The organism is Deltaproteobacteria bacterium (assembly GCA_003696105.1).
GTDB lineage: Bacteria > Myxococcota_A > Polyangia > Haliangiales > J016 > J016.
Genome location: RFGE01000258.1, coordinates 1 through 13965, shown reverse-complemented (window position 1 = coordinate 13965; position 13965 = coordinate 1). Strand labels below are relative to the sequence as shown.

The 13965-nt window shown below is 73.5% G+C and carries 12 protein-coding genes and 1 pseudogene; 4 read left to right on the top strand and 9 right to left on the bottom strand.

What is annotated here, in order from left to right:
• Nucleotides 1–178: 178 nt before the first annotated feature.
• Complete coding sequence (locus D6689_16555; protein RMH39456.1) at nt 179–2365, top strand: rhomboid family intramembrane serine protease; 2187 nt, start codon at nt 179–181, stop codon at nt 2363–2365.
• Between the two features lie 57 nt (nt 2366–2422).
• Here D6689_16555 and D6689_16550 read toward each other — a convergent pair whose 3' ends face one another.
• Nucleotides 2423–4006, bottom strand: a complete 1584-nt coding sequence (locus tag D6689_16550) for an FAD-dependent thymidylate synthase (GenBank protein RMH39455.1) — start codon at nt 4004–4006, stop codon at nt 2423–2425.
• A gap of 70 nt (nt 4007–4076) precedes the next feature.
• Between D6689_16550 and D6689_16545 the strand changes: the two genes are divergently transcribed.
• A complete protein-coding gene (locus tag D6689_16545; protein ID RMH39454.1) occupies nt 4077–4691 on the top strand; it encodes a hypothetical protein in 615 nt (204 codons plus the stop codon).
• On the opposite strand, the gene D6689_16540 is transcribed toward D6689_16545, so the two are convergent.
• From D6689_16540 to D6689_16530, 3 genes are read right to left on the bottom strand one after another with little or no spacing between them, the layout of a single operon-like run.
• Entirely contained in the window at nt 4646–5377 is a 732-nt protein-coding gene (locus D6689_16540) for a M50 family peptidase (protein RMH39453.1), read from the bottom strand. The genes D6689_16545 and D6689_16540 overlap by 46 nt on opposite strands.
• Nucleotides 5378–5413: 36 nt before the next feature.
• Complete coding sequence (locus D6689_16535) at nt 5414–6259, bottom strand: MBL fold metallo-hydrolase (protein RMH39452.1); 846 nt, start codon at nt 6257–6259, stop codon at nt 5414–5416.
• A complete protein-coding gene (locus D6689_16530; protein ID RMH39451.1) occupies nt 6249–6701 on the bottom strand; it encodes a hypothetical protein in 453 nt (150 codons plus the stop codon). Before D6689_16530 ends, D6689_16535 begins: the two co-directional genes overlap by 11 nt.
• Before the next feature lie 145 nt (nt 6702–6846).
• Between D6689_16530 and D6689_16525 the strand changes: the two genes are divergently transcribed.
• Entirely contained in the window at nt 6847–7050 is a 204-nt protein-coding gene (locus D6689_16525; GenBank protein ID RMH39450.1) for a hypothetical protein, read from the top strand.
• A 12-nt stretch (nt 7051–7062) separates the two neighbouring features.
• On the opposite strand, the gene D6689_16520 is transcribed toward D6689_16525, so the two are convergent.
• Genes D6689_16520 through maf form a run of 4 tightly spaced genes read right to left on the bottom strand, consistent with a single transcriptional unit; the run spans nt 7063 to nt 11366 of the window.
• A complete protein-coding gene (locus D6689_16520) occupies nt 7063–8352 on the bottom strand; it encodes a patatin (protein RMH39449.1) in 1290 nt (429 codons plus the stop codon).
• Between the two features lie 49 nt (nt 8353–8401).
• Nucleotides 8402–10045 (bottom strand): serine/threonine protein kinase, encoded by a 1644-nt coding sequence (locus tag D6689_16515; protein ID RMH39448.1) that lies wholly within the window; start codon nt 10043–10045, stop codon nt 8402–8404.
• A gap of 53 nt (nt 10046–10098) precedes the next feature.
• Nucleotides 10099–10758 carry a YggS family pyridoxal phosphate-dependent enzyme gene (locus tag D6689_16510; protein RMH39467.1) on the bottom strand — a complete coding sequence of 220 codons (660 nt, stop codon included), beginning with the start codon at nt 10756–10758 and terminating at the stop codon, nt 10099–10101.
• A 17-nt stretch (nt 10759–10775) separates the two neighbouring features.
• The gene (maf, locus tag D6689_16505; protein RMH39447.1) at nt 10776–11366 is read right to left on the bottom strand and encodes a septum formation protein Maf; all 591 of its coding nucleotides are present in this window, start codon (nt 11364–11366) and stop codon (nt 10776–10778) included.
• Between the two features lie 65 nt (nt 11367–11431).
• Between maf and D6689_16500 the strand changes: the two genes are divergently transcribed.
• Nucleotides 11432–12535 carry a PKD domain-containing protein gene (locus D6689_16500; GenBank protein RMH39446.1) on the top strand — a complete coding sequence of 368 codons (1104 nt, stop codon included), beginning with the start codon at nt 11432–11434 and terminating at the stop codon, nt 12533–12535.
• A 314-nt stretch (nt 12536–12849) separates the two neighbouring features.
• Here D6689_16500 and D6689_16495 read toward each other — a convergent pair.
• Nucleotides 12850–13005, bottom strand: a pseudogene (locus tag D6689_16495) (flagellar basal body-associated protein FliL).
• Nucleotides 13006–13965 lie beyond the last annotated feature (960 nt).

Here is a 13965-nt window from a genome sequence, read left to right as displayed (position 1 = left end):
TCGGTTCCGTAGGTTCATACGCGCCCTCGTGCGCTGCGGGCGTGCGCCGGACCTCGCCTCGCATCTCGCAACCTCGCTGGCGCGCCTATACACTACCGCCTCGTAGCGCGCTGATCGGTGCTCGCTTGCGCCGTCTCCGCGGGTCGGCTACGACCTACGCGCCGCCGACTGGCCGCCGATGTTCTTCGACCTGCTGCTCATCTCCGCGATCGTCGCGACCGCGTATCTCGGCCCGATGCTGCTTCGCCGCGGCAGCGGCGGACAGCGCCTGTACGGCTGGCTGCTCGTGGCGAACCTGGTGTTGGCCGTCGTCGCGCTCGCCGCGCGCAACTCCGACGCGGACCGCGCCGTGGCCAACCTCGTCGGGTTCGTCGCGATCGCGGCGTCGGTGTTCCTGATCATGGTGCCGCCGATGGTGCGCGGCGCGACCCACTGGGCGTACCGAACGGACCGATTGCGGCTCGCGCGCCACCTCGCGGCGCTGCGCGAGCTGCTTCAGCCGGGCATGGGTGGAGCCCAGGAGGCGGAGCTGTTCCAGTCGATGCTCGACGTGCGCTCTGGCCGCGTGGACGAGGCGGTCGAGGCGCTGCGCCGGCGGCGCGCGGAGATCGACGACCCGCTCGTGCGCCGTCGGATCGACGAGCGCATCGTCGTCACCTATCTGTACGCGCGCCGCTGGCAGGATGCGATCGCCGCGTTCGAGGCGATCGGCGGCGTCGACGGCGGGCCGCTGTCGCCGGCTACGGTCGCGGAGATGGTCGGCGCCTACTGTGAGGCCGGTCGGATCGAGACGGCGGCGGAACTCGTGGACCGACTCGAGCAGTCGCCGCTGTCGCGCGAACCGCTGTTTGCGCCGCTGCTGTACCGCGCGCGGCTGGTGTTCCTCGCGTTCGTCGGGCGCACGGCGGCGGTCGACGCCATCGTCGCCCCAGACGGCGTGCTCGGTCCGACCTTGCCGGACGCCGTCCGGCACTATTGGGCGGGAGTCGCCCGTCTGCGCGCCGGCGACCGTCCGGGCGCCATCGCCCGGTTCGATGAGGCGGTGCGGCGCGCCGGGCGCAATCGGCGCGTGCGCGAGCTGGCGGCCTCGCGGCTCGAATCGGTCGACGCACCCGGGATCGCCGGCCCGCACGCGTTTCCGGCGGCGGTCGCCGAACTGGCCGATCGACTGGCAGAACGCGCCGTCATGCCGAGCGACGGCGAACGAGCGGCACGGCTCGCCGCGACGGCGCCTCGCCGCGCGCCCCTGGTCACCGGCATCATCGTCGCCAATCTCGCCGTCATGGCCGTGTTGTGGGCCGTCTACGGCGCGACGGACTCGATCGCCGCGCTGGTGCGCACCGCCAATCTCCGCGCCGGCGTCGACGCGGGCCAGTGGTGGCGCATCCCGACGTCGGTGTTCGTTCACGTCGGGTTGCCGCACCTGCTGCTGAACATGTACGGCCTGTGGGCGCTCGGCCGGTTTGTCGAGCACATGTTCGGTTCGGTGCGCACCGCGGCGATCTACGCGGTCGCCGGCGTCGCCGGCGCGGCCGCCAGCTACCTGGTGTCGGGCGCGGCGCTGTCGGCCGGCGCGTCCGGCGCCGTGTTGGGGCTTGCGGGCGCGCTGCTGGCCGAGTTGGGCCTGCGCCGCGATGCGTATCCGAAGCGGTGGCGCTCGGGCCTGTTCCGGCTGTTGTTGCTGCTCACCGGCGCCAACGTCGCGATCGGCTTCGCCTACCCGGCGATCGATCAGGCGGCGCACCTCGGCGGGCTCGCGGCTGGCGCGGTCATGGCGGCCTGGCTATCGCCCCGGTGGGGGGTGGGCCGCGCGCGCATCACCGCCGTCGCGGCGGCGGCGATCGCCGGCCTGGTCGCAGCCGCTACCCTGTACGGCGCGGTCGCGGCCGCGACCACCAGCTACGCGGATCTGCTCGCCGCGCAGCCGCCGCGCCCCCGGGCGTTTCCCGGCGTCGTCGTGGATGCGCCGGCGCCGTGGCGGCTGGCCGGCGGCGAACTGGCAGACGACTCGGGGCTGTACATCCGGTTCGAGGTGCGCGCCGTATCGTCGCTGGTCGATGCCGACGAAGCGGTCGACGCCGTGGTCGCGCGCGAGCGGCGCGACGCGCTGGCCCTGCGCGGGTTCGACGCGGTGCGCGAGGCGCGATCGACGCCGCTGCGATTGCCGGCGCCGTGGCGAGGCCGCCACATCGAGGCGGTCGCACGCGGACCGAGCGCCGATGAGGTGTACCGCGTCGTCGCGTTCGCACGCGAGGCACCCGGCGGTGGCGTGTGGGCCGGTAGCGCGTATCTGCCCGACGCACTGGCCGATGACCTGTCGCCGGTCATCGCGTCGATGCTCGCATCTGCGCGACCCGCACCGTAGGCTGCGCGGGCGACGGCGCGCCGCCCCGCGTCCGGACCGCGCGGGCCGCCGGCGACGTCAGATCACGCGCGCGTACTGGCCCACCTGCAGCTTCCACACGGGCACGCCGCAGTACCGATCGCCCTCCGGGCAGATGGGCCGCGTCTCGGCTGCCGCCCGCAGGCCGCACGGCGGCAGCAGGAACCGGCCGATCGTCGGCTCGACGTCGCGGATCTGGCGCGCCTCGTCGACCGAGGCCTGCCAGATCTCCTCCTGGGCGTTGTAACACAGCCGCATCTTGAGCTTGTGGTGCAGGTGCAACAAATCGGCGCTCTCGGTGAACCGGATGGCGACCGCGTTGGGGAGCAGGTACGCGCGCCATTCGTCCGCGACGCCAAGTGCGCGCAGCCGCGCGATCGCCTCCCACGTGCGGTGCATGGTCTCGTCGTAGAGCACCCGCGCGTGTGCGCTGTGCTCCAGTAGCACGGGCGTGATGTAGTCCGGCTCGCCGTGCAGATGCGCCGTCAGGATCGGTCGCGATCCCGGTGTCATCCGGTGGCGCTGGTCCTGCGAGTCGGCCGTGTGCGACAACTTCTTCTTGAACGTGTACGACGCGTGGACCATCGCGCGGCTGATTTTGGACAGCGTGGTGAGCGTCATCGCCTCGCCGTGCAGGCGGTTGCGCGCGGGGTCCAGCGCGAGGCGGATCGCGTCCTCGTCCGACATCTGCGCGCGCGGCAAGCCGAGCACCTCGCGCACCGCCGACGCGACGAGCGTCTCGTTGTCAGCCTTGCGCCCGACGAGCCGCGACGTGAGGCCGTCCAGATCGGCGTCGAACTCGCGCAAAAACGCGGCGGTGATCCCCGCGCCGGCGGGACGCGCGGCAAAGCAGCGCGCCTCGAGGGTGTCGTCGCCCGGCAGCGGCGGCTGCAAGATCTTGGCGAACTGCGGGTCGGCCCGCAACAGCTCCTGCACCATGCGGCCGACCACGTAGCGCGTCTCGGCCGATGCGTCGCGCTGTTCGCACAGCCGCCAATAGCGCAACAGGGTGATGCCAGACACGGTGTGGTACAGGTACGCCTGCGTCGCGACCGGCAGCACGTAGCGCGCGATCTCCTGCGCCTTCTTTTTGACGTCGCGGTCGTAGCGGTCGCGGTGTTTCGCTCGCGCCGGAAACAGCCGGTAGTACTCGCGCGCCGCGGGCGTCATGAGCAGGTCGGTGAGCCGCTGGTAGGCGTCGTGCTGGAGCGCGACGGTATCTTCGAACACGCCGCGCGCCGGTGCCGGCAGTGCCGGGATCGCGGTCGTGGCCGGCTTGACCGTGACGTAGCGCTGCGACACCTGCTCCGAGTTGTAAAACGGGTGTGAGTGGAGAAACGACCACAAGAACTGGCGCGACACGTTCGCCAACGCGAACTGGAAGTGGGCGTGCTGCAGCGTGGTGTGGTGGCCTGCCTCGAAGATCGACCGTGCGATTCGATCGCGCTGGTCGGGGCGGGCGCGCACCTGTTCCGCGGTCACGATGCCCGATCCGCTGTAGCAGGTGCGCGCCGTCGCCACCGCGTTGTCGTACGGGGCGGCAAACGCATTGACCAACTCGACCTGCGGCGGCTCCGACGCGAACGGGTTCGTGACCTCGACGGCACAGGTGGTCTCGCCCATGGGGCCAGCATACAAACTTGCGGTCCGCGCCGGCAGCGGGCACCCTCGGAAAACGATGACCGGAATCCGGATGCTGTGCGTGTGCGTGGTCCTCGCCGCCGCGCAGGCGGCGGCGCCCGAGATCGCGGCCGCCGGCGGCGACGGCGACTGCCTCCGGGCGCTCGACGCACTCGGGGTGCGCTATCGGACCGTGCGCCGCAAGCTCGTCCGCACCGCCGTCGAGGTTCGCGGACCGCTCGGCGGCGTCGACTACCGCGGGTACCGCGACGGCCCGCTCGTGCTCGACTGCTCGCTCGTGTATTCGCTCGCGCGCGTCGGGCCGCTTCTGCGCGCGGCGGGCGTGACCGCGGCAACCTACAGCTCCGCGTACCAGATTCGCAACATCCGCGGGACGAACCGGCGATCCCGCCACTCCTACGGGCTCGCGATCGACCTGCACGCGTTTCATACGGATCGACTCGGCGTGGTGACCGTTCGCGACGACTACGAGCAGGGGCTGGGCGACAACGTCGATTGCATCGGCGAGCCGCTCACGGCGGCCGGCGCGCTATTGCGCCGGCTCGACTGCCAACTCGTACGATCGCGCTTATTTCGGATCGTGCTCACGCCGGATTACGACGCCGGCCACTACAATCACTTTCACGTCGAAGCGCTGCCGTGGTCCGAGCGCGACGACGTGCGGTAGCTGTAACGCAGCGCGACGTAGAACAACGCGAGCGACCAGGCGAGCCACGCGACCGCCCACAGCCATGCTGGCCCGAACGCGGCGTCGGCCATGGTGTGCGCGTCCGATCGCTGGACGACCTCGCCGTTGACGACCAGGTTCGAGCGGAACAGCACGCGGATGTCGAGCACCGCGTTCACGCACGCCTGGGCGGCGACGAAGTTGAGAAGCAGCGACGTCGCGCCGGCGCGGGCGAACACGGCGACGCCGAGCAGCGCGACGCCGAGGCCGACGGTCGCGGCGATGCCGAACGGGTTGCGTACCCACAGGGCCGCGGACGCGAGCAGCGCGGCGCCGATTGCGGCGAGCGCGACGCGCGCGCCGCGATCGCCGGCGCCGACGACGAGCAGGACCGCACCGATTGCCGCGGTGCCGGTATACCCCGCGCTCGCGACCAGGGCCGCGCCCAGCGGCCCGGTGGACCGCAGCGAGTAGGCGTAGCCGCTCGTGTCGCGGTACACCTCCATCCGGTCGAAACCGGCGCCGGTCACCAACATCGCGATGCCGTGTGACAGCTCGTGCATCCAGGTGGCGAGCAGCTTGAACGGGTACAGCACGAAGCCGCCGAACGGAACGTGCCACAGCAGCAAGGTCGCGAGCAGGGCCACCACCAGCGCGCGGTGCTGTCGGCCGGAGCGAGCGACCATCGCGACAAGCGTAGCAAACGGCGCCGGCGGCGCCGGCTACAGCGAGAACGGCTCGCCGGCGCGAAACCGCCCGCGGTCGTCGATTTCGAGGTAGGCGGCGTGGTGGCGATCGTGGCCGAACAGCAGCATCCACATCTCCGCGCGCGCCCGCTCGTACAGGCGTTTTCGCGACGCGAGGGTCGCCTCGACGTCGAGGTCGTAGGCCATGATCCACGGCAAGGGCACGTGCACCGCGGTCGGCACGACGTCGCCGAGGAACACCGCTTTTTCGTCGCCGCCGTCGATCAGAACCGACTGGTGCCCGGGGGTGTGGCCGGGCGTCGGCAGCACGCGGATGCCCGGCGCGACCTCGGCCTCTCCGTCGACGGTGTGCAGCAGGCCGGCCTCGCGCAGCGGCTCGATGTTCTCCGCCAGATAGCTGGCGCGATTGCGCTCGTGCGGATGGGTCGCCGCAACCAGTTCGCGCGCCTGGACGACGTGACGCGCGCGGGGAAACACCGGCACGACGCGGTCGCCGTCGCGCCGCGTCGCGCCGCCGGAGTGATCGAAGTGCAGGTGCGTCATGACGACCACGTCGATCGACTCCGGCTCGACGCCGATGTCGCGCAGCGCTGCAGCGACGCACCGGTCGTGGTCGATGCCGTAGATGTCCTTGAGGTCTGGCGGAAACTTGTCCCCGTTGCCGGTCTCGATGAGCACGCGCTTGCCGCACGTCTCGACGAGCAGGCAGTTGGTCGTGTAGGTGCAACGGTTGTGTTCGTCGCAGGACACGAGGCGGTTCCACAGGGTCTTGGGGACGACGCCGTGCATGGCGCCGCCGTCGAGGCGGAAGTCGCCGCCGTTGACCATGGTGAGCGTGACTTGTCCGAGCTTACGGGGCATCGCGGTCGTCCTCGTCGGGCGCGCCGCGGGCAGACTGCGCGCGCGCAGCCGATTCGTAGCGCACCGCCGCCGCCGCCGCCACCTTGCCGATCGCGGCTCCGCACGCCGCGCCGACTGCGGCGCCGACCGCGGCGATCCACAGCCACGCGGCCCGGCGTTCGGGCAGGTGGCCGAGCGGCAGCAGCGCGATCAGCAGGAGGCCTACCCCCGCGGGTGCGAATGCGACGGCCGCGACGCGCACGGCGCGGCGGCCGCGGGCGATGCGCGCAGCGCGCCCGGCCAGGCGCGCGACGCCCCCGGCCGTGAGCGCGGCCGGGACGCCCGAGAAGGCCGCCGCGAGGACGGCGACCCGGCCGAAGGGCGCGGAGGGATCGCCGATGCCGAAGCGCGACAGCGCCCACGCCGCGACGGCCACCGCCGGGACGACCAGCGCGAGCCCCACCGCACTTCCGCGCAGGAACGCACCGGGCGGCGGCGCATCTGGATTTCGGGGCGTGCGGGCCACGGGATCGGCACGAGTGTGGCAGCCCGCGATCGGCCGCGCCAGAAAGTTGCCCGCGGCGCGCGGAAGTCAGTACGGTACCGGTGTGAGCTGCATCTTTTCCGCCGATTACTCGCCCGATCCCTATGACGCGCTCGACGTGCTCGCGTTCGTGTTGTGTCCGGTGCGCGCGTTTGCGCCGACGGGCGACGCCGCCGAGCTCGAGGCCGCGGCGGAGCTGATCGGCCCGGCGAAGGCGGAGGCCGTGCGCCGCTGGCACGAGCAGTTCGTGTCCCGCACGGCGAACTGACCCGCGCGCTGACTACGGGGCGAACAGCCGGAGCAGCGCGTCGCGATGGGCCTCGGCGTCGCGGTAGCCGAGGTCGACCAGCTCGGAGCAGTAGCCGCCGTCGAACAGGAGGTACGACACGAGGTCGGACTCGTGCGCGGCCTCGGCGGTCGCGATGCGGTCCAACAGCCGCCGTCCGACCACTCCGTCGACGCGGTAGCGGCGGTTGCGCATGAACTCGGACGAGATCTCGCCGATGTCGATCGACGGGCGGATCGTCTCGGCCACGATCTCGCGCACCGGCGCGCCGCGCAGCCGCACCAGCTCGGCGCCGAGCACCTCGTCGAACTGCGGGCCGAACGCGGCGCGCCCGGCCTGCAGGATCGCGTTGAGCCGCCGCATCCGCTCGAGGTCGTACTCGGTGTGGTCGAGCAGCAGCGCGTTGAGCGCCTTGCCGGCGATGTACAGCGGTTTCGGGTACGCGTCCTCCGCCTCGCGCTCGCGCGCCGCGGCGAGCTGGCGCTCGCGCAGGTTGGCGCGGCCGATGTCGCTCAGGTGCTTGAGGGTGACGATCAGGATCCGGTCGGCGCCGAGCCGGATGGCGGGAGACATGGGGGTGTTGAGCCGGAGGCCGCCATCGACGTAGAAGCTGCCGGCGATCTTGACGGCGGGAAACAGCAGGGGAATCGCGGCCGACGCGAGCGCGTGGCGCGGGCCGATGCGCGTGGCGACCCGGCGGATCAGCGGGTTGCGGCTCCACGCCGCCGGCGGCTCGCCGGCGCAGTCGACGAACACGACCGTGTGTCCGGTGCCCACGCGCGTGGCGGCCACCGCGATCGCGTCGATGCGGCGAGCGTCGATGTTGTGGTGGATGCGCCGCCACGGGATCTGGCGAAACACGAACCGTTCCAGCCCGCGCGTCTCCAGCAGGCCCCCGTAGCGGAACTGGCCGGTCTTGGGGCGCTCGGGCGCCCGGCCGAGCAGCTGGCGAGCCCCTTTCCACAGGTCGCGCGCCGACAGCGAGATCACTTCCTCGATGCGCAGCGACCGCCATGCGGCCGCCATCCGCTCTCCTTGATCGTCCGGCTCGTCGATCGTCGCGGCCATGTAGCACGCGTTGATCGCGCCGACGCTCGTGCCGGTGAGGATGCGGAAGTCGGCGTGGTGGCCCAGCTCGCGCGGCACCACCGCGCGAAGCCAGCGAATGACGCCCGCTTCGTATGCGCCGCGCGCGCCGCCGCCGGACAACACGAGCGCGACGCGCGGTCGCTTGCCATCGGTCACGGCGGCATTGTCGCGGCATCGCGCAGAGGGTGCAACCAAACGGCGCGCAGCGGATCACGGAGTTCGATAGCGGCTTGCACGCTGCGGTCTACGCGTCTGGCGGCGTGCCGGCGAAGTCGACCGTGGCCGCGAGCGCCGCGTCGACCGAGGACGCCGGCGCCGGCGGCGGAGCGGTCGCGACCGGACGCCACGGGTGCAGCTCGCGGCATCGGCTCAGCGCCGCCGCCAGCTCGGACGCATCGCGGTAGCGGCGGTCCGGGTCCTTTTCTAGGCAACGCATGGCGACCGCTTCCACGTCGGGCGGCAGCGCTCGGCCCAGGGCCCGCGACGGGGGCTCCGGCGTCCGGTGGGCGTGGGCGTCGAGCAGGGCGGCCACGTTCGTGTCGGGAAATGGCGCGCGGCCGGTGAGTGCGAAGTACAGCACGGCGCCCAGTCCGTACACGTCCGATCGGGCGTCGACCGGCCGGCCGCGCGCCGCCTCGGGGGAGATGAACGCGGGCGTGCCGCCGACCCAGTCGCCGTGGGTCAACGTCGCGCCGGCATCGACGTGCAGCAGCTTCGCGATGCCAAAGTCGAGCACCTTGACGACGTCGCATTCGCCGCCGACGCGCGCAACGAACAGGTTCTCCGGCTTGATGTCGCGGTGGACGATGCCGCGCCCGTGCGCCTCGGAGAACGCGCGGGCGGCCTGCTCCAACAGGTGGACCGCGCGGGCCGGCGGCAGCGGCCCCTCGCGGCGAACGAGGCTGGCGAGGGTGACTCCGTCGAGCAGCTCCATCGCGTAATACCAAATCCCGTCGTCGGTGACGCCGTAGTCGAACACGCGCACGGTGTTCGGGTGGCTCAGCGACGCGAGTGCGTCGACCTCGCGCTCGAACCGTGCGACGTCCACGTCGGACGTGACGCGGTCGGCGCGCAGGAGCTTGACGGCGACGTTGCGCCTAATCCCCTTGTGGTACGCCGCCCACACCTCGCCCATGCCGCCGGCGCCGATCCGCCGTTCGAGCCGATAGCGACCGATACTTCGGGCCTCGAACGCGGCGCGTCGCACTCGCCAGATCGCGTGGCTGCCCCAGGTGACCAGCCCGACCGTCAGGCCGAGAAACACCAGGTGCTCGCCGAACCGGGCGGCGAGGGCGCGGTCGGCGAACTGGGAGCGTACTCCGGCCACATCGGCGAGCGCCGCGCCCCCCATCACCGCCGGGAACGTGGTGGCGGACACGAGCGCACCGAGCAGCGCATAGCGCCACGGCATGGCCAGCAACGCGCCGCGCGCCAGCACCACCAGGATGATGCCGGTCGCGTAAGGGCTCGCGATGCCGTCGTAGCGCAGCGCCATCAGCGAGACCGCGAGCGACGCCGTACCGAACATGCCGATGTCGAGTAGGGACAACAGTCGTCGCGACGGCAGCGGCGGCCGCCACAGCCGCGCGAGGCACGCGGAGGCCACGACCAGCGCCCCGGCGCGGATGACGAGGAAGTGGGACAGGGGACCGGCGCGGTCGAACGTACACACGTACCAGTCGAGCACGCCCGTAAGCGGCCACAGGATCAACGTGGGAAACCAGATAGCGCGCAGGCCGCGCACGTCGTGCGCGAGTTCCTGTCGCGCGAGGATGTGTTGCGCGTTCGGCCGGCCACCGGTGGTCGACCTGGCAGTCGAGTTCGAGTCGCGCAGCTCCGTTCGCGGCCGCGGCGTCGCGCGCCGAGCACCTTCCCCCGCAGGCTTCATGCCTCGCGCCAGCCACTATCATACCACCCAGCGGTGCTGTCGGGCGGGGGCAGTTACGCCGGGCGCGGGCCGAACAGGGCGGTGCCGATGCGGACCAGGGTCGCGCCCTCCTCGACGGCGACCGGGTAGTCGCCGGTCGTCCCCATCGACAGCTCGCCGCCGGGCAGGTGGCGGTCGCGCAGATCGCGCAGCGCGGCGAAGTGTCGCCGGTTCGCTTCCGGATCGGCGGCCAGCGGCGGCATCGTCATCAGCCCGGCGCAGTCGACGCGCGGCAGGTCGGCGATCGCGTCGATCAGGCGCGGCAGATCGGCCGGCGCGACGCCGGACTTGCTCGCCTCGCCGGCGACGTTGACCGCGACGAGCACGCGCTGCGGCGCGGCCGCGCGGCGGTCGATCTCGCGCGCGAGGCGGTCGCTGTCGACCGCGTGGATGAGGTCGACGGCGCCGGCGACGAGCTTGACCTTGTTGGTTTGCAGGCGGCCGATGAAGTGCCACCGCACCTGGGCGCCACACGCGGCGTCGGCGCGCTTGCGGGCCAACTCCTGCGCGTAGTTTTCGCCGGCGTCGCGCAGGCCGGCGGCGAACGCCGCGTCCACCACCGCCGCCGGGTGGCGCTTGGTCACGCCGACGATGCGCACCTCGGACGGGTCGCGGCCGGCCCGGCCGGCGGCCTCGGCGATCCGCGCGCGCACGGCGGCGAGCCGGGCGGCGATGGCACGGACGGCGTCCGTCACGCGGCGACCCCCTGCGACAGGTCGGCGCGCGGTCCCCCCGCGCGCGACAGCAGCTCGACGACCTCGGCGAGCGGGAGGCCGACGACGTTGGTGATCGACCCGCGCACCTCGCGCACGATCGCGGCGGCGATCCCCTGGACGGCGTAGCCGCCGGCCTTGCCGCGCCACTCGCCCGATGCCACGTACTCGTCGATCTCGCGAGGGGACAGCGGTCGCATGACGACCTCGGTGGTGACGTGGCCGTCGTGGGCCGCGCCGTCCGGGCCGCGCAGGCGGTACGCCGTCGTCACGCGGTGGCTGCGACCCGCGAGGCGCGCGAGCATCGCTCGCGCTTCGCCGGTGTCGGCGGGCTTGCCGAGCAGGTCGCCGTCGACCTCGACGACCGTGTCGGCGGCGAGCACCCAGCGTCCCGGGTGGCGCGCGGCGACCGCGTCGGCCTTGGCGGCCGCGATGCGCCGCGCGTAGGACACCGCGTCCTCGCCGGCGGCCGCGCACTCGTCGATGTCGGCCGGAGCGACCTGGACCGCGACGCCGGCGCGCGCGAGCAGCTCGCGGCGGCGAGGCGACGCAGACGCGAGGATCAGCATGGCGATACCTTGCAGGGGCGCCGCGCCCGGCGCAAGTCGCGACCGCAGTGGTACGCTCGCCAGGTATGACGAGGCGCGCGGTGTGGGCCATCGCCTTTGCGCTGGGCTGCGGCGATGCTCCGGGGACCGGCCAGGACGCCGCGGCGGGCGCGGTCGACGCCGCGCGGCCCGTGGACGCCGGCGGCGTGGCCGATCGGATCGATCCGCTGTTGTGGGTGGACTTCTCCGCGGCCGGCTGCGCGGCGGGCGGAATCGACGCGGAGCCGTGCGTCGGAGTCGCGCCGCTCACGGTGCGGTTTCTCGCCGCCGCCCCGGCGCCGATCGACGTATACGTGTGGTCGTTCGGCGACGGCTCGCCGGCCGAGTCGTCGGCCGCGCCGGCGCACACGTTCGAGCGGCCGGGCGCGTACGACGTGGCGCTCACCGTCGGCGGGCCGGGTGGCACGGCGAGCCAGCGCAAGGCCGGGTGGGTCGTCGTCGCCCCCGCGCCGCTCGGAGCGGCGTGCCGAGTGGACGCCCAGTGCGCCGGCGGGCTGGCGTGCGCGTGCGGCGACGGCGCGGGGTGCCCGCCGGGGCTGGCGGACGGCTGGTGTTCCGCCGAGTGCGGCGGCGGCACGCCGTGCCCACCGGGCGGTGTGTGCGCCGATCTCGGCGACGGTTCGGCGCCGTGGCAAGGGGCGCGGTGCCTGGCCGCCTGTGCGTCCGCCGGCGACTGCCGCCCCGGATGGACCTGTCGCTCGGTGCGCTCGGACGGAGGCTGGGCGACCGCGTGCCTGCCCGCGGGCGTGATCGCCGACGTCGGCGAATCGTGCGCCGCCGCAGACGGCTCGTTGGACGCGTCGGCGTGCGTCGGCGGGGTGTGCGCGGCGGCCGGCGCGCGCGGGCTGTGCGCGGCCGACTGCGCTGGCGGTTGTCCGCCCTACGCCGCGTGCGCGACGTTCGCGGGCGACCTCGGGGCGCTGTGCGTGGCGCGGTGCGGCCCCGACCGGCCGTGCGACGCCGATCCGTGGCTGGCGTGCGAGGCGCCCGGCGGCGCGGGGCCGAGCGGGTTCACGGTGGACGAGGCGCCGGCGGCCGGCGGGTATTGCGCGCCGCGGCCGTGCGCGGAGCCCGGCGACTGCGGCGAGGGCGGCGCGTGCGTGGGCGGCCGCTGCGTGCGGTCGATGTAGATGCATCGAGTTGGCTCCGCGCGGACGACGCGCGGTCGGTGGGGCTGGTGCGTCGAGGCGCGCCGGCGGCTGTGCGCTACCGCCTCCTATGCGCCCGGCTTGCCGCCTGGCGGCCAGCCGCCGGGCGGCGGGGCGTCGGCCGGCGGGGCGCCGACGCCGGGCTGGGCGCCGGGCTGGCCGTACCCGGGCTGAGGCGCGCCGGGCTGGCCCTGTCCGGGCTGGGCGCCGGGCTGAGGCGCGCCGGGCTGGCCCTGTCCGGGCTGGCCGTACCCGGGTTGAGGCGCGCCGGGCTGGCCGTATCCGGGGTGGGCGCCGGGCTGGCCGTACCCCGGCTGAGGCGCGCCGGGCTGGCCGTACCCCGGTTGAGGCGCGCCGCGTTGAGGCGCGCCGGGCTGGCCGTACCCCGGCTGGGGCGCGCCGGGCTGGCCGTACCCCGGCTGGGGCGCGCCGGGCTGGCCGTACCCCGGCTGGGGCGGCGAAGCGCCGGCGGCCGCGAACAGCCGCTTGGCCGCGTCGTAGGCATCCGGAGCCGTGAGCATGAGGACGCCGAAGTACGCGAACGCATGGATCAACAAGTGGAGGCTGATCGGGAACATGCTCGCGCTCACGTGGACGACGAGGGTGAGGCCCAGGAGTACCGCTTGGGCCGGGACCCACGCGAGCAGCACGGCCGTCACCAGGGGCGCGAACGCGTCCACGGACCGCAGCGCGGGCGCCTGTTCCGGCGTCGGGACGAACGCCAGGCACGCGGACGCGAGCAGCCACACGACGAACGCCAACAACTGGTAGAGGACGCCGAGGGCCGGCGTGCCGGAGAAGTGGAACCAGTAGCGGAGGGCCGACAGGCCGCTGATCAGGATGATGGCGGCACCCGCGCCGATGATCCATCGGGCGGCGCGATCGTTCGGCTCACTCAGGCGGGCGAGCAGGCCGAAGATCAACAAGGCGTAGCCGACCGAGTATCCGGTGTTCATCGCCGCCAGGCCGGGGACGCCGCCGAACCCGACGATCACGACGGACAGCAGCGCGGCGGCAAACGGCGCCCACTGGCGGGCGGCGGGAGGCATGAACGGTTGCGGCCCGCGCGAGCCGAACACGACGGCCAGGTAGGTGAGGCCGACGAGGATCGGCCAGACGACCCACCGGAAGTTGTCGTACTGGTCCCATGCCCAGGTCGTCGGCGACAGCGACACCGGGACGAAGATGCTCGCCACGAGCGCGATGCCGGCGACTGTGAACGCCTTGGCGTGCAGAGCCGGGTCGCGCAGGCGGGCGAGCGGGATGCCGAACAGCGTGCCGGGGGCCGAGCGCGGCGCGCGCGCGGCCAGGGCGGCGAGCGGATCGTCGCCCGGCGCCGGCCCAGGCGCGCCGGAGCCGGGCTGCGGCGGCGGCGGGGCGCCGAAGCCGGGCTGCGGCGGGGCGGGCTGCTG

Coding starts and splice junctions, on each gene's coding strand:
- D6689_16555 (RMH39456.1), top strand. CDS start 179: ATGTTCTTCGACCTGCTGCTCATCTCCGCGATCGTCGCGACCGCGTAT.
- D6689_16550 (RMH39455.1), bottom strand. CDS start 4,006: ATGGGCGAGACCACCTGTGCCGTCGAGGTCACGAACCCGTTCGCGTCG.
- D6689_16545 (RMH39454.1), top strand. CDS start 4,077: ATGCTGTGCGTGTGCGTGGTCCTCGCCGCCGCGCAGGCGGCGGCGCCC.
- D6689_16540 (RMH39453.1), bottom strand. CDS start 5,377: ATGGTCGCTCGCTCCGGCCGACAGCACCGCGCGCTGGTGGTGGCCCTG.
- D6689_16535 (RMH39452.1), bottom strand. CDS start 6,259: ATGCCCCGTAAGCTCGGACAAGTCACGCTCACCATGGTCAACGGCGGC.
- D6689_16515 (RMH39448.1), bottom strand. CDS start 10,045: ATGAAGCCTGCGGGGGAAGGTGCTCGGCGCGCGACGCCGCGGCCGCGA.
- maf (RMH39447.1), bottom strand. CDS start 11,366: ATGCTGATCCTCGCGTCTGCGTCGCCTCGCCGCCGCGAGCTGCTCGCG.
- D6689_16500 (RMH39446.1), top strand. CDS start 11,432: ATGACGAGGCGCGCGGTGTGGGCCATCGCCTTTGCGCTGGGCTGCGGC.